General features: G+C 72.4%; 21 protein-coding genes. 13 read left to right on the forward strand and 8 right to left on the reverse strand.

All coding sequences use genetic code 11. From position 1 onward, the window contains the following. Positions 1-61 precede the first annotated feature (61 nt). The 7 genes from ACQPWW_RS18925 to ACQPWW_RS18955 all read left to right on the forward strand — a co-directional run bounded on the left by ACQPWW_RS18925 (position 62) and on the right by ACQPWW_RS18955 (position 7,306). Positions 62-2,299: a hypothetical protein gene (locus tag ACQPWW_RS18925; RefSeq protein ID WP_433124317.1), complete on the forward strand. Its 2,238-nt coding sequence runs from the start codon at positions 62-64 to the stop codon at positions 2,297-2,299. A 25-nt stretch (positions 2,300-2,324) separates the two neighbouring features. Next, positions 2,325-2,816, forward strand: a complete 492-nt coding sequence (smpB, locus tag ACQPWW_RS18930; RefSeq protein WP_112590079.1) for an SsrA-binding protein SmpB — start codon at positions 2,325-2,327, stop codon at positions 2,814-2,816. Between the two features lie 139 nt (positions 2,817-2,955). Next, a complete protein-coding gene (locus ACQPWW_RS18935) occupies positions 2,956-3,348 on the forward strand; it encodes an SCO5389 family protein (protein ID WP_433124318.1) in 393 nt (130 codons plus the stop codon). 877 nt (positions 3,349-4,225) lie between these two features. Further along, on the forward strand, positions 4,226-4,648 hold the full coding sequence (locus ACQPWW_RS18940; RefSeq protein WP_433124319.1) for a TOBE domain-containing protein: 423 nt from the start codon (positions 4,226-4,228) through the stop codon (positions 4,646-4,648). After that, entirely contained in the window at positions 4,645-5,430 is a 786-nt protein-coding gene (modA, locus tag ACQPWW_RS18945) for a molybdate ABC transporter substrate-binding protein (protein WP_433124321.1), read from the forward strand. Before ACQPWW_RS18940 ends, modA begins: the two co-directional genes overlap by 4 nt. Next, complete coding sequence (locus ACQPWW_RS18950; RefSeq protein ID WP_433124322.1) at positions 5,427-6,242, forward strand: ABC transporter permease; 816 nt, start codon at positions 5,427-5,429, stop codon at positions 6,240-6,242. The genes modA and ACQPWW_RS18950 overlap by 4 nt, the downstream gene beginning before the upstream one ends. Further along, positions 6,239-7,306: an ABC transporter ATP-binding protein gene (locus ACQPWW_RS18955; protein WP_433124323.1), complete on the forward strand. Its 1,068-nt coding sequence runs from the start codon at positions 6,239-6,241 to the stop codon at positions 7,304-7,306. Before ACQPWW_RS18950 ends, ACQPWW_RS18955 begins: the two co-directional genes overlap by 4 nt. Positions 7,307-7,411: 105 nt before the next feature. Here ACQPWW_RS18955 and ACQPWW_RS18960 read toward each other — a convergent pair whose 3' ends face one another. The 4 genes from ACQPWW_RS18960 to ACQPWW_RS18975 form a co-directional block, all read right to left on the reverse strand. Then, positions 7,412-7,825: a type II toxin-antitoxin system Phd/YefM family antitoxin gene (locus ACQPWW_RS18960; RefSeq protein ID WP_433124324.1), complete on the reverse strand. Its 414-nt coding sequence runs from the start codon at positions 7,823-7,825 to the stop codon at positions 7,412-7,414. A gap of 56 nt (positions 7,826-7,881) precedes the next feature. Next, positions 7,882-8,439 (reverse strand): GNAT family N-acetyltransferase, encoded by a 558-nt coding sequence (locus ACQPWW_RS18965; RefSeq protein WP_433124326.1) that lies wholly within the window; start codon positions 8,437-8,439, stop codon positions 7,882-7,884. A 91-nt stretch (positions 8,440-8,530) separates the two neighbouring features. Further along, positions 8,531-8,971 (reverse strand): hypothetical protein, encoded by a 441-nt coding sequence (locus ACQPWW_RS18970; RefSeq protein WP_433124328.1) that lies wholly within the window; start codon positions 8,969-8,971, stop codon positions 8,531-8,533. 32 nt (positions 8,972-9,003) lie between these two features. Then, the gene (locus ACQPWW_RS18975; RefSeq protein WP_433124329.1) at positions 9,004-10,230 is read right to left on the reverse strand and encodes a hypothetical protein; all 1,227 of its coding nucleotides are present in this window, start codon (positions 10,228-10,230) and stop codon (positions 9,004-9,006) included. A 177-nt stretch (positions 10,231-10,407) separates the two neighbouring features. On the opposite strand from ACQPWW_RS18975, the gene ACQPWW_RS18980 reads away from it, so the two are divergent. Continuing rightward, positions 10,408-11,964, forward strand: coding sequence for an NAD(P)/FAD-dependent oxidoreductase (locus tag ACQPWW_RS18980; protein WP_433124331.1), 1,557 nt, complete (start codon positions 10,408-10,410; stop codon positions 11,962-11,964). 126 nt (positions 11,965-12,090) lie between these two features. Next, on the forward strand, positions 12,091-12,627 hold the full coding sequence (locus ACQPWW_RS18985) for an RBBP9/YdeN family alpha/beta hydrolase (protein ID WP_433124332.1): 537 nt from the start codon (positions 12,091-12,093) through the stop codon (positions 12,625-12,627). 12 nt (positions 12,628-12,639) lie between these two features. On the opposite strand, the gene ACQPWW_RS18990 is transcribed toward ACQPWW_RS18985, so the two are convergent. Together ACQPWW_RS18990 and ACQPWW_RS18995 are read right to left on the reverse strand one after the other, a co-directional pair. Further along, entirely contained in the window at positions 12,640-13,470 is an 831-nt protein-coding gene (locus tag ACQPWW_RS18990) for an RNA methyltransferase (RefSeq protein WP_433134425.1), read from the reverse strand. 399 nt (positions 13,471-13,869) lie between these two features. Beyond that, positions 13,870-14,451 carry a TetR/AcrR family transcriptional regulator gene (locus tag ACQPWW_RS18995; protein WP_433124334.1) on the reverse strand — a complete coding sequence of 194 codons (582 nt, stop codon included), beginning with the start codon at positions 14,449-14,451 and terminating at the stop codon, positions 13,870-13,872. Positions 14,452-14,601: 150 nt separating this feature from the next. On the opposite strand from ACQPWW_RS18995, the gene ACQPWW_RS19000 reads away from it, so the two are divergent. Then, positions 14,602-15,555 (forward strand): aldo/keto reductase, encoded by a 954-nt coding sequence (locus ACQPWW_RS19000; protein ID WP_433124335.1) that lies wholly within the window; start codon positions 14,602-14,604, stop codon positions 15,553-15,555. 160 nt (positions 15,556-15,715) lie between these two features. On the opposite strand, the gene ACQPWW_RS19005 is transcribed toward ACQPWW_RS19000, so the two are convergent. Further along, the gene (locus tag ACQPWW_RS19005; RefSeq protein WP_433124337.1) at positions 15,716-16,528 is read right to left on the reverse strand and encodes a hypothetical protein; all 813 of its coding nucleotides are present in this window, start codon (positions 16,526-16,528) and stop codon (positions 15,716-15,718) included. Positions 16,529-16,738: 210 nt separating this feature from the next. Between ACQPWW_RS19005 and ACQPWW_RS19010 the strand changes: the two genes are divergently transcribed. Then, positions 16,739-17,851: a tetratricopeptide repeat protein gene (locus tag ACQPWW_RS19010; RefSeq protein WP_433124338.1), complete on the forward strand. Its 1,113-nt coding sequence runs from the start codon at positions 16,739-16,741 to the stop codon at positions 17,849-17,851. Between the two features lie 31 nt (positions 17,852-17,882). Here the strand turns inward: ACQPWW_RS19010 and ACQPWW_RS19015 are convergent, their stop codons facing one another. Continuing rightward, entirely contained in the window at positions 17,883-20,681 is a 2,799-nt protein-coding gene (locus ACQPWW_RS19015) for a CHAT domain-containing protein (RefSeq protein ID WP_433124340.1), read from the reverse strand. Positions 20,682-20,755: 74 nt separating this feature from the next. Between ACQPWW_RS19015 and ACQPWW_RS19020 the strand changes: the two genes are divergently transcribed. Continuing rightward, a complete protein-coding gene (locus tag ACQPWW_RS19020; RefSeq protein WP_433124341.1) occupies positions 20,756-21,157 on the forward strand; it encodes a hypothetical protein in 402 nt (133 codons plus the stop codon). After that, complete coding sequence (locus tag ACQPWW_RS19025; protein WP_433124343.1) at positions 21,154-22,056, forward strand: hypothetical protein; 903 nt, start codon at positions 21,154-21,156, stop codon at positions 22,054-22,056. Before ACQPWW_RS19020 ends, ACQPWW_RS19025 begins: the two co-directional genes overlap by 4 nt. Positions 22,057-22,122: the final 66 nt, after the last annotated feature.

Below are 22,122 nucleotides of genomic sequence, written 5' to 3' on the forward strand. Positions count from 1 at the left end.
GCCGCGTGGGTGGTCGGACATCGACGACACGCCCGGCTGCCGCGCACACCTCGGGGGGCCCATGGCGGACGTGTCGCCGACCGGACCGACCACGTCGGGCGGGATCGTGGAGCTGCGGGTGCACGGCGTCTCCGGCTCGGGAGCGGACCAGATTCTGGACCGGCCGTACGTGTACCAGGTCGCCGGGGACCGCAGCGGCGGGTTCTACCGACCGCGCCCCGGCTACCCGGACTCGACCGGGACGGACGGGGTGACGCTGGAGGCGTACCGGTGGAGCGACCTGCCGTCCGGCACGGCCGTGCGGACGCTCTCGCTGGTGTTCCTGTTGCCGTTCATGCTGTGCAACGTGGCGCTCTGGATGCGCCCGGCGGCCCCCGCCTCGAAGCTCGGCTTCATGGCGCTGAGCCGGGTGCTCGCCCTCACCCTCACCATGCTGTACGTGCTCTCCATCGTCGGGGTGGCGTTGGACCTGGTCGCCTGGCGCTGCATGGACAGCCCGTCGTGCCTGGCCGGGCGGAGCTGGCTGTCCTGGCTCGGCGGACGCCCGCCCGGGCTGCGCCTGGGTGTGCTGGCGCTGGTGCCGGTCGCCGCCATCGGTCTGGTCTGGTGGCTGGGCGCGCGCCCCGGCCACTCGTTCGACGCGTTCCGGACCCCGTCGACCCCGACCTCGAAGCACCAGTTGAGCGCTGTCGGCCAGTGGGACGGGGAGCCACTTGTGGGTCGGCTGCGCTCGGTCCACGTCGCGGCGGCGTTCGCCACCCTCGACGGCAGTCTGCTGGCCGCCCGGGCCAGCCAGCACCGCTCGTGGGTGATGGTGATCCTGCTGGCGGCCACCGGGGCGGTGCTGCTGGCCTGCCTGGTCCTGCTCACCGTGGTGCCGAGCATCGACCGGCCCGGCCCGGCGCCCCGGGTGGACGCCCTCTTCCGCGGGCTGCGCACGATCGCCTGCGGCGTGACGATGCTGGTGATCGTGCACATCGTCATCAGCCCGGCCCCGTGGCCGCGGGGCGGCGCGCTGCCCGGCTACGGGGCGATCGTGGCCTGGCTGTTCGTCAGCCAGATGATGCTGGTGACCGTCCTCGCCGCGCTGGTGATCTGGCGGCGGGGCGGCGGGCAGCACGGGGCGCCGCTGCGCGCGCTGGGAGCGCCGGTCTTCGTCACGATCGCGGCCGGCCTCGCCGTGGCGTTCTCCGCCGAGCTGGTCTACCGGGTGGCGGACCTGCTCGATCGCGAGGGGACGACCGCGGACGGCCTGGCGACCAGCCCTCCCCTGGCGTACAAGTGGGCGATCTTCGGGTTTTTCCTGGCGGTGCTGACCGCTCTGCTGGTGGCCGCCGTGGTGACCAGGCTGACCCGGCGCGGCCGGCGGCGGGCCGCCCGGACGATCGTGGCCGCCGACTTCCCGCACGCTCCCCCGTCGGCGGCGGACCGGCTGCGCCGGGTCGAGCAGGCGATCGCCCGCGCCCGGTTCACCGAGCGGCTGGAACCGCTCTCCGTGGTGTATGCCGGGCTGGCGGCGCTCGGCCTGTCCACAAGCGTGCTCGGTCTGCTCCAGCTCCTGCCCGGCAAGCTGGCGCAGCGCTACGTCGGAATACCCGAGAGCATGGTCAACTTCCTGATCGGGTCGGGTAGCTACGCGATCGCCGCGATCCTGATCGGCCTGGTGGTGGGCGGCATCTTCGCGTACCGGACCGCGCAGTTCCGCCGGTACGTGGGTGTGCTCTGGGACCTGGGCACGTTCTGGCCCCGGGCGGCGCACCCGTTCGCGCCGCCCTGCTACGCGGAGCGGGCCGTGCCGGAGTTGGCCAAGCGGATCTCCTACCTGGTGGAAGAGGGGCAGGGCGTGCTGCTGGCCGGGCACAGCCACGGCTCGGTGCTGCTCGCCGCCACGGTGCTGCAACTGCCCACCCGGATCACCGACCGGGTCGCCCTGCTGACCTACGGGTCGCCACTGAATCGGTTGTACTCGCGGCTGTTCCCGGCCTACGCCGGTGACCCGGCGCTGCGGGAGATCGGCGAACGGGTCGGCTGGCGGTGGATCAACCTGTGGCGCGACACGGACCCGATCGGTGGTTGGATCTTCGCCTCCGACCGGCCCGGGGAGGCGGAGACGCTGACCGGGCCCGCGGCGATGGTGGATCGCCGGTTGGTCGACCCGGAGGATGTGGTGCCGGCGCCCAGCGACAGCGTTCCCCCACCGATCCTGGGGCACTGGCCGTGTGAGTCGCAGGAGGAGTTCGCCGAGGCGGTACGGGAACTGACCGGGCGGCTGCGCCCCGAACGCCGGACGACCGGCTGAGGCGACGGCCGGATATTGTCGCGGGGTGAGCCCGTCCAAGCAGCCCGAACGCCGGTTGATCGCCTCGAACAAGAAGGCCCGGCACGAGTACACGGTGCTGCGCACGTACGAGGCGGGCATCGTGCTGGTCGGCACCGAGGTGAAGTCGCTGCGCGAGGGGCGGGCCTCGCTGGTGGACGCGTTCGCGCACGAGCGTGACGGTGAGATCGTGCTGTACGGCCTGCACATCGCCGAGTACGCCTACGGCACGTGGACCAACCACGCCCCGCGCCGCAACCGCAAGTTGCTGCTGCACCGGGCCGAGATCGACCGGATCCTGGACAAGGTTCGCGAGGGCGGGGTGACCATGGTCCCGCTGTCGATGTACTTCGAGAACGGCTACGCCAAGGTCGAGCTGGCCCTGGCCAAGGGCAAGCGCTCCTACGACAAGCGGCAGACGCTTGCCGAGCGGGACGCCAACCGGGAGATCGCCCGCGAGCTGGGCCGGCACCTCAAGGGCCATCCCCGCCGCCCCTGACCTGCTGTCATTCCCGATCCCCTCGCGCGGGTCGCGGCGCGGCGCGCCCACCGGTCGTTGACGTCCGTCCGATGACGTGGTCTGCTCAGTCGACGCCGTTATTGAAAACGGTAATCATTGGCTGAAGCGGAGGAGAACCATGTCGCTCACCGTCCCGCCCACCCTGCTCGACGCCGCCGAACGCGGCCCCGTCGACGACGAGGCCTTCATCGCCTGCGTCCGCGACTCGCTCCCGTACGCCTGGGCCACCGTCAGCCGCGTGGTCGCCGAACTGGAGGCCGGCGACGCCGACCTGGCCGACAACGTCGTCCCGCCGCCCACCGACGCCGACCGGGGACAACTGCTCCGGGCGCTGGCGAGCGACGCGATCCGCGCCGGCCTGGAACGGCACTTCGGCGTACGCCTGGCCTTCCAGAACTGCCACCGCGTCGCCGCGTTCCGCCCGTCCGCGGTGGACGGGGAGCGGTACCGCCGCTTCGTGTCGACCCGTGGCCAACTGCTCAACCAGTCACCCGAACTCCGCAACTGCTGAGGGGTCGTCGGGGCGGGCGGAGCCCCTGCGGCCCGCCCGCCCCTGCCGACCCGCCGACCCTGTACGCCCCGCGCGTCCCGCGCCCGCGCCCCCGCGCGCCACGCACCCCGCGCCACGGGCCACGCGCCACGCGCCTTCGCGCCACGCGCCTTCGCGCCGCGCCCCTCGCCTCGCCTCGCACCTCCGCACCTCCAGACCTCCAGACCTGCGCGCTCCAGCACCCAGCACCCCAGCGCTCCAGCACTCCAGCACTCCAGCACTCCAGCACTCCAGCACTCCAGCACTCCAGCACTCCAGCACTCCAGCACTCCAGCACTCCAGCGCTCCAGCGCTTCAGCGCTTCAGCGCTTCAGCACCAAGATCTACGCAACTTCACTGATGTTGCTGTCTCTCGCACGTCGGAGGCAGCAACATCAGGGAAGTTGCGCGGATCTTGGCGCGGGGGGCGCGGCGCGCGGGGGCACCCGGTGCGCGGATCTTGGCGCGGCGTGCGGGTACGCGGAGCACGGAGCACGGGGCGCAAAAAGCACGGGGCGCCCGGAGTACGGAACGGGACAGAGTACGGGGCGCAGGGAGAACGGGCGCACGGAGCACCGAGCGCACGGCGCACGGCGCGCACGGACCGCGGAGCGCGGGTTCGGGTGGCTCGCCGTTCGTTGGTCACGCTCGATCCAGGAAGTAGTGGCCTCACCAGCAGACCGATGCCACTACTTCCTGGATCGAGCACGATCTTGCGGCGACGGCGGCGGCGACGGCATCGGCGGCGGTGACGCGCCACACAGTGGCCGCAACTGCCGGCACTACCGCCCCATTGCCTATGTGGATACCGCCCGGAAGGGCCTTATGGGCTCGCAGGTGCGGGCGCTAGGGTGAGCGGGTGACGACGTACCGGATCGGGGAGGCCGCCGACCTGCTCGGCGTCAGCGCGGACACCATCCGCCGCTGGGTGGACGCCGGGCGGCTCTCCGCCGGGCGCGACGAGCACGGCCATCGGATCATCGACGGCGCCGACCTGGCGGGTTTCGCCCGCGCCCAGGCCGCCGACCCGGATGCGGGCGCCGAGTTCTCCTCGGCCCGTAACCGGCTGCGCGGCATTGTGGTCGACGTTCGTAAGGACGCCGTCATGGCCCAGGTCGACATCCAGGCCGGCCCGTTCCGGGTCGTGTCGCTGATGAGCCGGGAGGCGGTCGACGAGTTGGATCTGCGGGTCGGTTCGGTGGCCGTCGCAGTGATCAAGTCGACGACGGTGGTGGTGGAGCGGGCCGCGCCCGCTGCGGCCCGGGGACGGTCCGCGGGATGAGCGTGCGGGCGGTGCGTACGGCGGTGGCCGTACTGGTGACGCTTGTCGTCGCCGGCTGCGGGGCGGGCGGCGACCGGGCGTCCGGTGGTGCCGTCGACGGCCCGGTCACCGGCACGGTGACGGTTTTCGCGGCTGCCTCGCTGACCGAGTCGTTCACCCGGATCGGCAAGGACTTCGAGGCCGCCCACCCGGGCAGCACCGTGACTCTCAACTTCGCCGGCAGTTCCGCGCTGGCCAACCAGATCAACCAGGGTGCGCCGGCGGACGTGTTCGCCTCGGCCGCCCCGACGACCATGACCACTGTCACCGAGGCCGGCAGTGCCGATGGCACACCGAGCATCTTCGCCCGCAACCAGTTGGTGATCGCGGTGCCCCGGGGCAACCCGGCCGGGGTGACCGGGTTGGTCGACCTGAGCCGGTCCGGCGTGAAGGTGGCACTCTGCGCCAACCAGGTGCCCTGCGGCGCGGCCGCCCGCACGGCCCTGGACGCGGCCGGGGTCGCGCTGACCCCGGTCACCCTGGAGCAGGACGTCAAGGGCGCGCTGGCCAAGGTGAAGCTCGGCGAGGTCGACGCGGCCCTGGTCTACCGCACGGACGCGCGGGCCGCGAGCGCCGACGTGACAGGCGTCGAGTTCCCCGAGTCGACGCGGGCGGTCAACGACTATCCGATCGTCGCGTTGCGGGACGCGCCGAATCCGGCCGGTGCGCGGGCCTTCGTCGCGTACGTCCGCTCGGCGCCGGCGCAGGAAATCCTCGCCGAGGCGGGCTTCCAGGCCCCATGAGTCGGGTTCTCGATCACGCCGCGCCCCGACGGCGCGGGCGGGTGCCGGCGGCGCTGTTGATCCCCGCCGGGTTGGGGCTGCTCTTCCTCGTCCTGCCGCTCGTCGGTCTGGTGATCCGGGCGCCCTGGACGACCCTGCCGCAGCGGCTCACCACACCGGGGGCGCTGACCGCGCTACGGCTGTCGGTGCAGACCGCGACCCTGGCCACCGTGCTCTGCCTGCTGCTCGGGGTGCCGCTCGCCTGGATGCTGGCCCGGGTCGAGTTTCCCGGCCGCCGACTGGTCCGCGCGCTTGTCACCGTGCCACTGGTGTTGCCGCCGGTGGTCGGTGGGGTGGCGCTGTTGCTGGTGTTCGGCCGGCGAGGGCTGCTCGGCGGTTGGCTGGACGCCACGTTCGGCATCACCCTGCCCTTCACCACCGCGGGCGTCGTGTTGGCCGAGTCGTTCGTCGCCATGCCGTTCCTGGTCATCGCGGTGGAGGGGGCGCTGCGTGCCGCGGACCACCGCTACGAGGAGGCCGCCGCCACCCTGGGTGCCGGCCGGTGGACCACCTTCACCCACGTCACGGTGCCGCTGGTGGCACCCGGGCTGGCCGCCGGGGCGGTGCTCTGCTGGGCGCGGGCGTTGGGCGAGTTCGGCGCCACCATCACCTTCGCCGGCAACTATCCCGGCCGCACCCAGACCATGCCGCTCGCCGTCTATCTGGCCCTGGAGACCGACCTGGAGTCCGCGATCGTGCTCAGCCTGGTGCTGCTCGTCGTGTCGGTGGGCATTCTGGTGGCGTTGCGGGATCGCTGGATGACAAGCGCATGAGGCCGCCGCTGCTCGACGCCCGGCTCGTCGTCGACCGGGGCGCCTTCCGGCTCGACGTCCCGCTGCGGGTGGCGCCCGGCGAGGTGGTCGCGCTGCTCGGGCCGAACGGCGCCGGCAAGACCACCGCGCTGCGCGCGCTGGCCGGGCTGCACCCTCTCACGGCGGGGCACGTCACGCTCGACGGCGTCGACCTGGATCGGCCGGCCGACCGGGGCTGGGTGCCCACCGAACGCCGGCCGATCGGTGTGGTCTTCCAGGACTACCTGCTCTTTCCGCACCTCAGCGCCCTGGACAACGTGGCCTTCGGGCCGCGCCGGCACGGCGTGGACCGGCGGGCCGCACGTGCCACCGCCCGGGACTGGCTCGGCCGGGTGGGGCTCGACACGCAGGCGCACCGACGCCCCCGGCAGCTCTCCGGCGGCCAGGCGCAGCGGGTGGCGCTGGCCCGCGCGCTGGCCGTGGCGCCGGCTCTGTTGCTGCTGGATGAGCCGCTCGCCGCGCTGGACGCCCGCACCCGGCTGGACACCCGCGCGGAGTTGCACCGACACCTGTCCGCGCACCCGGGCGCCACGGTGCTTGTCACCCACGACCCACTGGACGCGCTGGCGTTGGCCGACCGGCTGGTCATCGTCGAGGGTGGCCGGGTGGTGCAGGAGGGCGACGGGCCGAGTGTCACCGCCCGCCCGCGCACCGACTACGTCGCCCGGCTGGTCGGGCTCAACCTCTACCGGGGCAGTGCCGAAGGGCATGGGGTACGCGTCGCGCCGGACCTGACCCTCACCGTCGCCGACCGGCTGGCCGGCGAGGCGTTCGTGGCGTTCCGTCCGGCGGCGGTGGCCCTGCACCCGTCCCGGCCGGAGGGCAGCCCGCGCAACACCTGGGCGGGCACCGTGGTCGGCGTCCAGCGGCACGGCGACAACGTGCGGGTGCAGGTGGACGGCCCGATCGGGGTGGCCGCCGACGTCACGCCGGCCGCCGCCGCCCAACTGCGACTGATCCCCGGTCAGCGGGTCTGGGTGGCGGTCAAGGCGACCGAGACGCACGCGTACCCGGCTACCGGTTGACCCCTGGCAACGCCTCTGGCACCGCCGGCGCGGACACGGTCAGCCGGCAGCGCGGACCCGGTCAGCCGGCAGCGCAGAACCGGCCAGCCAGCAGCGCGGACGCGGTCAGCCGGCGAGCAGGTCGTGGTGCGCCGCGCGCAGCCGGGCCAGCGTGGGGTCGCTGCCCGGCACGACCCGACGATCCAGCTCGGCCCACGCCTCGGCCAACGCGGCGCGGATCGCGGCCAGCTCGGCGGCGTGCCGCTGGGTGCTGCGGCGGTGCTGCTCGTCGAGGCGGCGTGCCCAGCCGGCGGTGACAGTGGCGAGCCGGTCGGCGTCGGCGCGGGCCTGGGCGCCGCTGCGGGCGGCTGCGGCGGGGACGATCGCGGCGACCGGGCGGGGATCGCCGTCGCGGGTGACGACGGTGACCGCGTCGGTCAGCTCGGCGAGCGCGACAAGCTGACTGAACCGGGTGCGCGCCTCACGCAGCGGCACGGAACGCGGCGGGTCGGGGTGGGGGGTGAGCGCGGGGACGGCCATGGATGGATGGTGCCGCCGGGGTACGACAAAAATCGTAGTCGTCAGTGGACGGTCGGCTACGAGGTGGCGGGCTGGGCCAGCCACTCGTCGGCGAGCACCGACCAGACCTCCAGGTCGATGCGTCCGCGAGGGCTCGGGTAGAGCTGGCGCAGGGTGCCGTCGTGGCGCAGGCCGAGTCGGCGGGCCAGGGCGATGCTGCGGGCGTTGGCGGCGTTGGTCCGCCACTCGACCCGCTGGATGCCACGCTCGCGGACGGCCCAGTCGACGATCCGGCGGATCGCCGGGGCGACAATGCCCCGTCCCTGTGCCGCCGGCTCCACCCAGCAGCCGACCTCGCAGATCCCCAGCACGACGTCGAACGACACGAACATGACGCCGCCGACGAGCGTGCCGTGCCACCACAGCCCCCAGATGCCGCCGGTGTCGCTGGCCCACCGGTCGGCGTACCGTTGCAGGACCGCGCGGGCCGACGGCAGGTCGGTGGCGACGAACGACGGCGACACCCAGGGCTGGATGTGCTCCCGGGCCCGATCCAGGTGGGCGAGGAACTCCTCGGCCCGCCACGGGTTCAGCGGGCGCAGCTCGACCTCCTCGGTCAGCGGCAGGGTGAACACCGGACCTCCACTCGGGCGCGCGCCAGGAACGGGGAGCAGCCTCGCACAGGCTCGTCGCCGTGGTCCGCGCCGGGCCCGGCCGTCCGCGCGCTCAGGTGGGCAGGTGGGTACGCAGTGCCGCGAACTGCGCCACGGTCAGGTACGACGGGTTGGCCGCCTGCGGCTGACGGAACACCTCCAGGGCGGCGAGCCGCTCGTCGGCGCGGAGTCGCCGCCGGGGCACCCGGTCCTGCTCGGCGAGGATGGGCAGGTCCAGCGGCACCGACCAGGGCTGCCCCGGCGGCCCCGGCTCGGCCAGCCCGGTGACCCGACCGATCCCCCACAGCCCGTAGGGCAGTCGACAGCGACTGCCGCTGGCCCAGAAGACGACCACCTGTCCGGCGCTCATCAGCCGCGCCCGGTAGCCGGGGCGTACGCACCAGCTGGTCACCTGCGGGTCCCGGGCGAACCGGGCGGTCAGGTCGACCAGGTCGGCGTTGCCCTTGATCAGCCAGGCCCCGAGGTCGTCGAGGCGCACCCGCGGCTCACTCACCGCCACATTCTGCCCCGTCGGCGGCCGACCAATCAGATGATCATGTGGGTCCAGTAGGTGAGCCAGAGCACGAACAGCGCGCCCTGCACCACGGCGAGCGTCGCGGTCAGCCACACGTCGACGCCGGCGTGGCGGGCCCACCGGGCCAGCACCAGGGCCACCGGAAACGCGGCGAGCAGGTACCGCAGCAGGCTCCGGTACACCGCCGGGCCCATCGACAGCGGCACCAGCACCATGAGTACGCCGTACACCAGGTAGGCCAGCTCCCGGCGGCGGAACCCGGCGGCCAGCACGGCCAGCACGGCCACGGCGAAGAGGACCCGGGCGACGTCGCGGGGCTCCCCGGCCAGCCCGTTCAGCAGCACCGGCAGCGGGTTCTGCACCTCGATGCCCCACCCGGTCTGCTGGGCGTGCTGGTAGGCGAACCAGTCCCCGCCGCGCCACCGGCAGAACGCCATGAAGGTGAACCAGCCGGCGGGCAGCAGCAGCAACGGCCAGCCGATCCGCAGGTAGCCGAGCAGGGCGCGGGGGCCGAGCCGCCAGTCGTGCTGGCGCAGCAGGACCAGGGCCAGCGGCAGCGCGACGAACAGGCCGACGGAGCGGCTCATCGCCAGGAAGTAGCCGAGCACACCGACCAGCAGCCACTGGCGTCGCTCGGCGTGGTAGAACGCGGCCAACGCGAGACAGACGAAGAGCGACTCGGTAAGCGCTGCCTGGAACAGGAACGCGGTCGGCAGCAGCACCAGGTACCTGGTGAACCGGCGGGCCGCGGGCGGATCGCCGAGCAGCACCTCGGCCAGCCGGTAGCCGTACCAGAGCGCCAGCAGGAACGCGACGTTGCTGATCAACAGGAGGGCCAGCGCGTTGTCGCCGCCGAGCAGCGCGCCGACCGGCCGGGCCAGGAACGGGTAGAGCAGCGGAAAGCCGAAGTCCCGCCACGGCCCGGTCAGGGGCAGCTCGCTCAGCCGCAGGTAGAGCAGCCCGTCCCAGGCGAACCAGAAGGAGATCCACCGGTGCCCGGAGACGTCGCGCTGCTGCGCCCACATCAGCGCGTCGTCGGGCGGCGGCGCCCCCGGCACGCCGTCCCAGGCGTGCAGTGCCAGGAGCCCGAGCAGGGTCAGCAGCAGCTTCGCGCCGAGGAACAGGCCGATCACGTACGGCCAGGGCGCCGGCACCCGACGGGCCACGCGCGCTCCGGCGCGGCCCGCCGCGACCAGTCGGACGGCCAGCGTCGCCGCGCCGCTCCGCCACCGGTGCATCCGCCCCCGCCCCCCGGTTCGCCGGCCCACCCGCCGCACAGGAGTGTGGTCCAACCCGTTGTACGCCGCCAGACGCCACTCCGGAGCGGAAACGATCGTTGACCGGAAGTGACATTCGGCGCAGAACGGGTAGGCACGGCGCCTCCGACGATGGCGTAGAGCAGGGAGTGCGGCAGCATGAGCGAGCAGCACGGCACGGTGGTCATCGGCGCGGGACCGGCAGGGCTGACGGCGGCGTACGAACTGCTCCGGCACGGCCGGACGGTCCGGGTCTTCGAGGCCGACGAGGTGGTCGGCGGGATCAGCCGGACCGTGGAACGCGACGGGTGGCGGTTCGACATCGGCGGGCACCGGTTCTTCACGAAGGTGCCCCGGGTGGAGGCGTTCTGGCACGAGATCCTGCCGGACGAGGACTTCCTGACCCGGCCCCGGATGAGCCGGATCTTCTACCGGGGCGCCCTGTTCAACTACCCGCTCAGCGCCGTCAACGCGCTGCGCAACCTGGGGCTGTCGGAGGCGGCCCGCTGCCTCGGCTCGTACGCCCACGCCCGGCTCCGGCCGCCCCGGGACCAGTCCCACTTCGAGGGCTGGGTGTCGGCCCGGTTCGGCTGGCGGCTGTATTCGATCTTCTTCAAGACGTACACGGAGAAGGTCTGGGGGATGCCGGCGGACCGGTTGCAGGCGGACTGGGCCGCGCAGCGGATCAAGAACCTGTCACTGGCCAAGGCGATCCGCAACGCGCTGCTGCCCAAGCGGTACCGCACGGACGTGACGAGCCTGATCGAGCAGTTCCAGTACCCGAAGTACGGGCCGGGGATGATGTGGGAACGCTGCGCCGAGCAGGTGCGCCACCGGGGCGGGCAGCTGTCGACGGGCACCTGGGTCACCGCGGTGCACCGCGACCCGACGCGACGGCGGGCGATCAGCGTGACGGTCAACGGCGCGGGCGGGCAGCGCACCGAACCAGCCGACCACGTGATCTCGTCGATGCCGATCTCGGAGCTGGTGTCCGTCCTGCGTCCGGCGGCGCCGCCGGAGGTGCTGGCCTGCGCCGCCGACCTGCGCTACCGCGACTTTTTGACTGTCGCGCTGGTGGTACCGGCGGAGTTCTCGTTCCCGGACAACTGGATCTATGTACACGATCCGGGAGTGCGGGTGGGCCGGATCCAGAACTTCGGCTCCTGGTCGCCGTACCTCGTCAAGGACGGCCGCACCTGCCTGGGCCTGGAGTACTTCGTGTTCGAGGACGACGAGATGTGGCGTACCCCGGATGCCGACCTCGTGACCCTGGCCACCGCGGAGCTGGAGCGGTTGGGGTTGGCGCGGCCCGGCGTGGTGGAGGCCGGCTACGTCGTGCGGATGCCGAAGGCCTACCCGGTGTACGACGAGCGCTACCAGCACAACGTGGACGTGATCCGGGCGTGGCTGGCCGAGGCGGTGCCGAACGTGCACCCGGTGGGCCGCAACGGCATGCACCGCTACAACAACCAGGACCACTCGATGCTGACCGCGATGCTCACCGCCGAGAACATCGCCACCGGCAGTACGCATGACGTCTGGACGGTCAACGTCGAGCAGGACTACCACGAGCAGTCCTCCGGCGGCGACCGGCGCGGCACGGGTCGGGACGCGCCGGTGCTGCCCAGCCGGATCGTCGCCGCCCCGATCGCCGCTCCCGTCCCGGTCCGCGCCGGGGCCGACGGCGACCGTGCCCCACAGGTGCCGCTGGCCTGAGCGACAAGCCCCGCCCCCGCCCGTCCGCCTGATCGGTAGCTGCTCCCCCGCCAACGGGCACGGGTGCCGCAGCCGCTCGCGCGGATCACGTGGTTTGATCTGCACGTCGATCCGAAAGGGGGCCCGGTGGGGCGCAGGGCGATCATCTTTCACGGGACCGGTGGCAATCCGGACGTCGTCTGGTATCGCTGGCTGGCGCAACGGCTGGAGGCCCGGGGCTACGCCGTCGAGGTGCCGCACCTTCCGGGCATCAACGTCGAGCCGATCGCCACGTTCCTGCCAAAGGTGCTCGACGGGCACCGCTTCGACGAGGACACGGTCCTGGTGGGGCATTCCGGCGGCGCGGCGCTCCTCCTGGCGCTCCTCGAACATGTCGACGCGACAGTCGCCCAGGCGATCCTTGTCGCCGGCTACTGCACCCGGCCCAACGCCAGCGACGAACCGGTCCTGCAGGAGAGCTACGACTGGGCCGCGATCCGATCCCACGTGCGGGACATCTACTTCATCAACTCCCGCAAGGATCCGTACGGCTGCGACGACCGCCAGGGGCGCGCCATGTTCGAGCGACTCGGCGGCACCCAGATCGTGCGCGACGATGGGCACTTCGGGGACTACGACCAGCCGTACGAGCGGTTCGACCTGCTCGACCGGCTCATCCCCTGACCCGCGGGTCCGCTATCCGCGCTTCCCGCGGGCCCGCTGCCGGGCCGACTCGTACAGGACGACGGATCCGGCGGTGGCGGCGTTCAGGGAGCTGGCCGTGCCCACCATGGGTATCCGGATCAGGTGGTCGCAGGCGTCGCGCCACGCCGAACTCAGCCCGGACGTCTCGTTGCCGACCACCAGCAGCGTCGGCTGGGTGAAGTCGTACTCCGCTGCCTCCGCCGCGCCGCTCTCGTCGGTCCCCACCACCTGCACATCGACGCCCCCGGCTCGGATCGCCTCGACCCAGTCGAGCACCGGCCGGTGTGAGGGCACCCGCACCGCGGGGACCGAGAAGAGCGAGCCCGTGCTGGCCCGAACCGCCTTGGGGTCGTAGACGTCGGCGGCGTGGCCGGTGAGGATGACGCCACCGGCGCCGAAGGCGTCCGCCGACCGGACCAGCGTCCCGATGTTTCCGGGGCTGGTGGGCCTGTCGAACACGACCGCGAGCAGGTCGGGACCCACCGGGATGCGACCCAGGTCGTCATCGGGCAACGCCACGACCGCGAGCAGCTCCGGGGCGACGTCCACCTTGCCGCCCAACTCGAACATCAACTCGCCGGCGACGGCAACCTTCGTCGCGCGGGCCGCGTCGAGGGTCTCGTGCGCCCAGGCCGACAGGTGCGCGTCCGCGTTGTAGAGGAGCTGGCGGACCTGCCACCCGAGTTGGATCGCCAGCTTGATGGGTCGGACGCCCTGAACGAGGAACTCGCCGCTGCGCTGGCGCTTGGTGCGGTTGCCCAACAGCGCCTCCCACTGTTGGAACCGTGCGTTGCGAGTTGTCACCCGTAGGACCGCCACCAACCCCGCCTCAGTCGCGTCTGGCCGCACCAGAACGTGACGAGCTTACTGGGGGTGGGGGACTCGCCCCGACAGGAGCCGGTCCAGCTCGACCGCGCGGCCACTCCCCGACCGGGGTAGGGGGTTCCCCTGACGCCTGCCTGGCACGCTTCGTCGCCGAGATCGCGCACGGCTTCGTGTCGAGCAAGGCACCGGCGATCCCCTGGACCTTCATGGTCACCTTCATCGTCCTGATGCTCCTCGCGGGCACCCTGCTGCCACTGGCGTTGGTACACCGCTGCGGCCGGATCTGGCCCGCATGGGTACTGCCGCTCGCCGGCCGACAGGTCCCGCGTTGGCTGGTGGCCAACGCACTCCGGCGGCCGTACCTCTCCCCCAGCCGTTTCTGCCGACGAGCGCGCGTCAAGCGGTCTGCGCGGACTCCGCAGAGGCCGCGGATGGGCGCAAGCCGTCGAACAGGACGGCGAGGGCCTGGTCGAGGACCGGGCCGGGATAGTCGCCGGTTTCCGCCGCCATGCTGGCGCCTCGGAGCAGGGCGAGTGTCTCGGACATGCCGACGTCGGGGCGTACGGCGCCTACGCGTTGAGCGGCGTGCAGCAAGTCCGCCAACGCCTCGCGCATCTGCGCTCGCTGGTCTGCCTGCTCTGCTTTGACATCGACCCCTGCGCCTTGCAGCGCGTCGGTAAGAGTCTTCTTGCGTGCGGCATCCGCCACGATCTGCGCGAAGAATGTGAAGAATCCGGCTTGTGGCTCTGCGGCCGTACGCAACCGGGCAGCCTCCTCCAGCAACAGGTCCACCCGGGCCGAGACGATGGCCGCATACAGGACTTCCTTGGTGGCGAAGTGCCGGTACAGCGTGCCGACTCCGACTCCGGCTCGGCGCGCGATCTCGTCCATGCGGGCGGCCAACCCCTGCTCACCCAGCACGGCCTCGGCCGCCGTGAGCACCTTCGCGCGATTGCGCGCCGCGTCGGAGCGGATCATGCCGAACCCTCATGGACAAACAGCGTTGACAAGCGGAATCCAGGTTCCGTATCTTCAAGCGGAATCATGATTCCGATTTTAGAGGATGGCATGCAGTACAGGACATTGGGTCGATCCGGCCTTCGCGTCTCCCAGGTATGCCTGGGCACTATGAACTTCGGCACGGACCCGCAGGCCCCGACCCCTGAACCCGAAGCTAACCGCATCATCGACACGTTTCTCGAAACCGGGCACAACCTCATCGACACGGCAGACACCTACCGAGGTGGTACCAGCGAAGAAGTCGTCGGCCGAGCCATCGCCGACCGTCGCGCCGAGGTCGTCCTGGCGACCAAAGGGGCGGCGCCACAGGGTGCCGGACCCAACGACCGGGGTTTGTCCCGTGCTCACCTGACTCGCGCCCTGGAGGCGAGCCTGCGCCGGCTGGGCACCGACTACGTCGACCTGTACCAGTGCCATGTACCCGACACGGACACCCCGATCGACGAGACCATGGCCGCGCTTGATGACTTCGTACGCTCCGGCAAGGTGCGTTACATCGGCTGCTCCAACTTCACCGCGGCGGGCATCATCAGCGCCCAATGGGCCGCGCAACGTGTCGGCGGGACACCCTTCGTCAGCTTGCAAGCCAACTACTCCCTCATCACCCGTGCCATCGAGGCCGAGATCGTCCCCACCTGCCACGAGCAAGGGCTCGGTATCCTCGCCTACAGCCCGCTCGGCAGCGGCCTGCTTGCCGGGCGTTACCAGCGCGGCACCGCTCCGGCCGCCGGATCTCGGCTCGCCCACTGGGCGGCGATGCCCAGCCCCATGGCGCGCGCATTCGTGACCGGTCTGCTCGCCGAACGGCACTTCGACATCGCCGACGAGGTCTTCGCTGTCGCCACCGAACTGCAAACCACCGCCCCAACCGTCGCACTCGCCTGGCTCCGCGACCGACCCGAGATCACATCGGTGATCCTCGGCCCTCGCTCCACCGACCAGCTGACTGCCAATCTCGCCGGACTCACCTTCGACCTCCCGAAAACCATTTCCGCCCGGCTGGACGCGGCAAGCCAGGGCACTGTCACCCCTGCCGTCAACGGTCAGCACAAAGCAGCCTGATCCGCGCACCATCGGCCTCGGCACTCCGCATGCTTCCGGCTCGACATCCGCATCCAGGTGCTCCTGATCGGACACCGGTGTTCCATCCGGACAAGATCGCAATGCCGCCGGTCGTCGCCCGGGCCCGCCGCAGGCCGGCCAGTTCTCGTGAAACAGTGCCCTAGCGCGGCAGGTGCGTGCAGTACGCCACCGTGGCGTCGTCCGGGGCCGAACCGTCGGGGCCGCCGTCGGTTTCGGCCCGTCGGAGGCGACGAATGACGCCGACTGGGCCGTCGGCGGCGAGCAGGTCCAACACGCCGGGCCAGTCGGTCTGGTTGTACGAATCGACGATGCGGCTGACGCCGTTGCTGAGCAGCACGATGCCGTTCAGGTCGGCAAGGCTCCGGCTGCCGGTCACCGCCTCCCGCGCCGCGCGGGGGTCGTCCTTGGCGATCCAGTAACCTCCCGGCCGGTTCCGGCGGCCTCGCAGGGCCGTGGCGCAGGCGGCGCGAACGCGGTCGTACTCCGGTGTGTGCCGGGCGACACCGCTCAGCGGGGCGGAGCAGTTGCGCCGGGCGACCACCTCCCGCTCGTCGGTGATCACCTGCGGGCCACCGTGGACCTGGTCGAGGACGAGGAAGGAGTCCGCGAGGAGCAGGTAGTCCAGCCGGCCCCGGTGCGCACGGGCCAGCACGACTGTCGCCTGCGGGCTGCTCGGATCGGCGATGTCGCAGCTGTGCCGGTGCGCAGCGGCGACATCGTCGATGGCGGTGGCGAGCACGGCCGCGAGGTCCCGTCCGTCGTCGGGCGACAGGTGGCCGAGGAGCGCGCCGCCGAGGCGGTGGGTGTACCACGCGACCCCGTGCCGGCAGAGCGACTCCGCTCCGGGAATGCCGGCGCCGTCCAGTAGGACGACAGCACCGGGCACCGCGCCGACGAAGTCCTCGTTGCGCCGGTCAATCCTTCCGGCGCTCGTCGCCAGGCTGACGTGCATATTCCGGACTCCTGACCTCCCGGCCGTCGACCCGACGCAGTCCGAGTTGGCCGAAGGCGTTGTCCACGACGGCCAGGTCGAGCCGAACGTTGGCGCCACGATACGTCGTCACGGCCCCGACGTCCGGCCACCACCCGCCGCCCCGGGGCCCGCAGTCGGTCGACGCCGAGAACCCGACGCATAATCGATCCAGAGCGATATGGTGTGGCGGTGGGCAGATGGTTCAACCGCGGCCGTGAACGCGACGACGAGCCACCGCGCGAGTCGGGGTCGTCGTCCGGGCCGGTCATCGAGATCACCGTCACCACGGGCGGCCGGTCGGTCACCGAGACGGTCGGCGGTCCGCTCGCCTTCGGGCTGCAATACCACGCCTACCACGAGCAGTACGGCGCGACCGACGCGCGGACGTTGGAGGCGGGGTCGCGTTACGCGCAGGAGTTGATGCGCGGCAACGACATCAACGAAGCCGTGGCCGTCTATCAGGAGATCGTCGGCTTGCGCAGTTCGGCGCTGGGGCCGCAGCATCCGGACACCCTCCGCAGCAAGCACAGCCTGGCCTTCGCGCTCTGGCAGCGCGGCTCCCACGCCGAGGCGGAACGGGTGCAACGAGACGTCTACGAGGCGCGGCGCCGGGTGCTGGGCGACGAGGACGCCGAGACGTTGCGCAGCGGCAACAACCTCGGCTGGTTGCTGATCGAGCTGGGTCGGGTCGACGAGGCCGAGCCGCTGCTGCGGCGGGTCGCCGACGGCATGGCGCGGACGCTGGGCAGGGACGACACGGACACCCTGTCCTGCCAGCTGAAGCTGGCCGGGCTGCACCACCTGCAGGGCCGCAGCCAGCAGGCCGAGCGGGCCCTGCGGGACGTGGTCAAGCGGCTGACCAGGACGTTGGGCCCCACCAGTCCGGTGTCGCTCCAGGCCCGCAGCAACCTGCTTGTCGTCCTGCTCGACAACGACCGGGCGGCCGAGGCGGTCGACGCGGCCCGGGCCCTGGCGGACGACGCCGCGCGCACCCTGAGCAGCACCGACGGGGTGCTCCTGCACGCCCGGCACTCCCTGGCCAGAGCGCTGGCCGGGGTGGGGCGGCGAGGCGAGGCGATCCGGTTGCTGGCCGACACGCTGCCCGACAGTGAACGGGGCCGAGGCGTCGACCACCCCGCGACCCTGGAGATGCGTACGCTCTTCGCCCTGCTGCTTGTCGAGGCGGGTGACCGGCGGGCGGCCCAGGAGGCGCGGGCCGCGCTGGCCGGGTGCGAACGCGTGCACGGCCCGGCTCATCCCCAGACGGAGAAGGCTCGGGCGCTGGTCCGGCTCACCCGCTGACGTCGACGGTCGTTGGCCCGGCGGGCGGCGGTCAGCCGCCGGTGTGGATGTGCGCCGCCCACAGCGTCGGCGCCAGCGGGTAGCGGTCCCGGAGCCCCCGCACGGCCGAGTGCAGCGCGTACGCCGCCGCCCCGGTCGCGTCGGGGTGCTCATAGAAGGCGGTGGTCAGGGCGAGAGAGACCGCGTCGTCGATCTCCCACAGGGTGCCTATGACATGCCGGAACCCGGCGAGCTGGAAGGCGCCGGTGATGTGCAGCGACTCGTCGACAAGGGTCAGCGGGGCCTGGGCGGTCGCGCAGGCCGACAGGAAGGCGAACTCCGCGTCCAGGTCGAGCTGGGACACGTCGGCCACGGTGAGCGGGCTGTCCCGGTGGTCGTGGACGAGCAGCCGGCCCTGCGCCGGGTCGTGCGGATCGGCCACCGCGTGGCAGGCGAAGTGCGCGTAGGCCGAGCCGGCCAACCGGTCCAGGACCTGTTGTCGGGTGGCCGTCGCGTCCAGTCCGAGCCACGCCGCGGGCAGCGCCCGTGCCGCCGACGTGGCCTCGAGTTCGGCGCTGGGCAGCGCCCCCGGGCCACCGGGGGTGGCACGCATCGCCACGACGCAGGACCGGGCGTCCGGTCGGGACTGCCGCGGCCCGGTGCGTTTGCGGGCGAGCGCGGTCACGGTCGGGGTGTAGGAGGAGACCACCCGGTCGAGGGCGGACCGGCCGGCGCCGGCCTGGGCGGCGTGTAGGGGGAAGAACGCCAGCGGGCCGACCGGGCACCACCAGACGCGCGGCAGCTCGCCGGCTGCCCCGGGCGCGTCGACCCGGTCCAGCACGGGCCCGACGAGGGCGTGCCACAACCATTCCAGTACGCCGGTGAGCACCGACTGGGCGCGCAGCCGGCTCCGCGCATCCGCCGCCGGATCGTACGCCGTGGTGGTGGCCTCCTGGAGCAGCCGCAGGTGTGTCATCGCGTCGGCCAACGACAGATCCGGCAGCGGCAGCACCGTCACGCGGTGCTGCCGCAGGATGAGCGCGTCGCAGCGCAACTCGCTCGCGATCGGCACGATCACGGTCCCGTCGACCCGGTCGAGCAACTGCCGGGCGCTGGGCGGGCGCAGAAAGTCACCGAGGCCGGGCAACTCCCGGATCGTTGCCAGCAGCACGTTCCACTCGGTTTCCCGGTCCCGGCCGAAGGTGGTGGGCCGGGACGATTCGGGGACTGGCGCTTCGAAGTCCCGGCGCATGCGCTGGAAGTCGGCCGCCAGGCGCCCGTCGGCGCGTTGGAGCGCCGCCCATTCGCCGTCCGCCGTCAACCGCTGGTGCAGCAGCAGGCCCCGGCCGCGCTCCAGCAGCTCCAGGGCCCGCTCGGGCTGCCCGGCGCCGACCGCGCAGGAGGCGGCGGTCGCCGCCAACCCGGCCGTCGAGCCGAGGTCGGCGTACTGGTCGTGCCGGGTACGTCCGCGGGAGGCCAGCCGCGGCAGCAGCGTGATGGCCTCGTCGAAGGCCTCCGTCGCGGCCTCCCACCGGCCCAGCGCCGCCAGCGTGTAGGCCGCCTTGTCGAAGGCCTGTATCCGGACCGGCACGGCTCCGGAGTCGGTGCGGCCGGCGGCGCGCGCCCGCTCGGCGGCCTCCGTGAGCAGGGTGGGCTCACCGGTACGCAGGTAGGTCGCCCGCAACGCCTGGGCGATGGACAACCCGGTCTCGACCCGCTGCGGATCGCCCGCGGGCAGGGCGTCCAGTGCCCTCCGCAGCAGGACGATCGCCTCCTCCAGGTAGGCCGGCTCCCCGGTGGCGTCGTAGAGCAACCGGAGGCCGTAGCCCAACTGGTCCAGGTACAGGGCGTGGTTGGCCTCGCCGCGCACGGAGAGTGCGAGCGCCCGGCGCAGCAGGCCGATCGCCGTCTCCAGGGCGGAGATGTCGCCCGTCAGCTGGTGCGTCTTCCGGGCGACGCTGGCGAGGCTGGCGAGCGCTGTCCGATGGTCCGGATGCCGCTCGGGGACGCTGTTCAGCGCGGCCAGGAACTCCTCCCACGCCTGGCCGAGCAGTTCGGCGCGGCCGGTGCGGTCGACCAGGGTGAGCAACGTCTGCCCGGCCAGGAAACGCGGGGCATTGCTCTGCGGGGTGTGTTCCCGCAGCAACGCGACGGCCCGTTCGGCATCCACGGTGTGGGTGGTCCCGGCCGCCCTGGCCAGGAGGCACCGGGCTCTCAGCACGACGATCTGGTCCTGGTTGGGCCCGGTCGTGTCCACCGAGGACATCAGCTCCATCGCCTCGTCGACGTAGTCCTCCACCCCGGTGAGCTGGTAGGCGCGCAGCAGCGCCTCCGCGTGAATGCCCCGCAGCGCGGGCCGGTGCTCCTCGCTGATCCACCGCTCGGCCATCTTGGCGATGCCCGTCAGCCGGTAGAGCGTGTCGACCGAGCCGTCGAAGGTGTGCCGGGCCCGATAGACCTGGCAGGTCTTGAGCCTCAGCAACGCGCTGTTGCCGAGGTCGGCCGAGACGTCGTCCGCGAACTGCAGATACTGCTCGGCGATGTCCAGCAGCTGTGGATCACTGTCCACCTGGGCTCTGGCCAGCAGCACATCGGTGAACGTGGCCAGCGCGCGGACACCGTGCCCGGTACCCAACTCCTGGGCCAGCCAGGAGTCGGCCATCGTGCGGATCGCGGCCTCCAGCACGACGGTGGCCTCGATCAGGTCTTCCCGCGCGCGGTCCGCGGCGTACCGGCCGAGCAGCGCGGCCCCCAGCTCCACCTGGGCCTCGGCCCATCGCCGGTCGCCGCGCGGCAGCCCGGCCGCGGCACGACGCCAGTGGTCGACGGCGTGCCTCGAGTAGCCACCCACCGGCGCACCTCCCCGTCGCGGTTGCTCCCCAGCCTGCCAGCCGCGCGTCGACATCGACAGGAGATAATCAGCCGATGAGTCAATCGGTGCCGGGCAGACGACTCGACGACGACCGGGCGTCCCGGCTGGCCCGAATCTGCGCGGACATCGCGCAGGTGGGTGACCTGCTCGGGCCGGAACCGGCCCAGGCCATGGCGCGCCTGCGGGACCGGTCGCTGTCCGACCAGGGCGTCGACGCGGTGCTCGCCGAGGTGACCGAGTTGATGCGCCGCGGCGGGCTGGTCGGCGGCGACACGGCCGTGCGGGGGCACCGCTACCTGCCACTGGCCGGCGTCCGCGGCCGCCGCCCGGAAGTCGTCCAGGTGTGTCCCGGCGACCTGTGTGACCGGGTGGAGATCCCCCGGGCGGACGCCGGCCCGCCGCCGCGCTGCGCGGTGTGGGACTGCCCACTGCCGACATTCCGGATGGACCGGTGAACGCGCTCATCGCGTCGCTCGGCGGGAAGCTGGCAGAGCGGTGGCTCGCCGGGCTGGCGCTGCCCGGTGTGGTGTTCGTGGCGGTGGCCGCCGCGGCAGTGCGGCTCGGCCACGCCCACTGGTGGGACCTGCGGCTGCTGCGGCAGGAGGTGGACCGGCTCGTCCTCGGGTCACCGGCCCGGAGCACCGGCTCCGCGCTGCTGATCGTGCTCGGTGTCGTGCTGGCCAGCGTCGTCGCCGCGACCGCCGCCCAGAGCCTGGGACGTCTGGTCGTGGCCCTGTGGACCCAGGACTGGGGCCGGGCCGGCGAGGCCGTAACCCGCCGGCGGCGGCACCGGTGGAACGCGGCCGTCGACCGGTACGAGAATGCCCTGCGGGACAAGGCACGCCGGTTGCGGTCTGCCGATGACGCCACCGGGCCGCTGCCGGACACCCAGGCGCTCGCCCGTGCCTGCGACCGGATCGCCCTGACCGAACCGGACCGGCCGACCTGGATCGGTGACCGCATGCTCGCCACGGCGGTACGGGTACGGGCCTGCTACGGCCTGGACCTGGTCGCCGCCTGGCCCCGACTGTGGTTGCTGCTGCCCGAGGAGACCCGGGACCCGCTCGCCCTCGCGCAGGCCGACTTCACCGCCGCGGCCCGACGAGTGGGCTGGGGGCTGCTGTATCTGGCGCTCGGCCTGCTGTGGTGGCCCGCGGCGGTCCTCGGCCTCGGCCTGTGCGTGGCGGGTTGGCGACAGGGCCGTGGCACGGTGTCCGTGCTGGCCGACCTGGTGGAGGCGGTGGTCGATCTGCACGTCCGCACCCTCGCCGCCGCGCTGGGACATCCCACCGACGGCACCTTCGGCACGGCCGACGGACAGGCGGTGACTCTTCTGCTTCGCAAGGACCGGTGATCCCCACCGAACGGGGACTTCTGCCTTCGCCGGCCATGGTCGGTTCGATCCGGAGCCGATGGTGAT

Origin of the sequence: Micromonospora sp. CA-240977 (assembly GCF_050942285.1) — a bacterium.
Taxonomy (GTDB): Bacteria; Actinomycetota; Actinomycetes; order Mycobacteriales; family Micromonosporaceae; genus Micromonospora.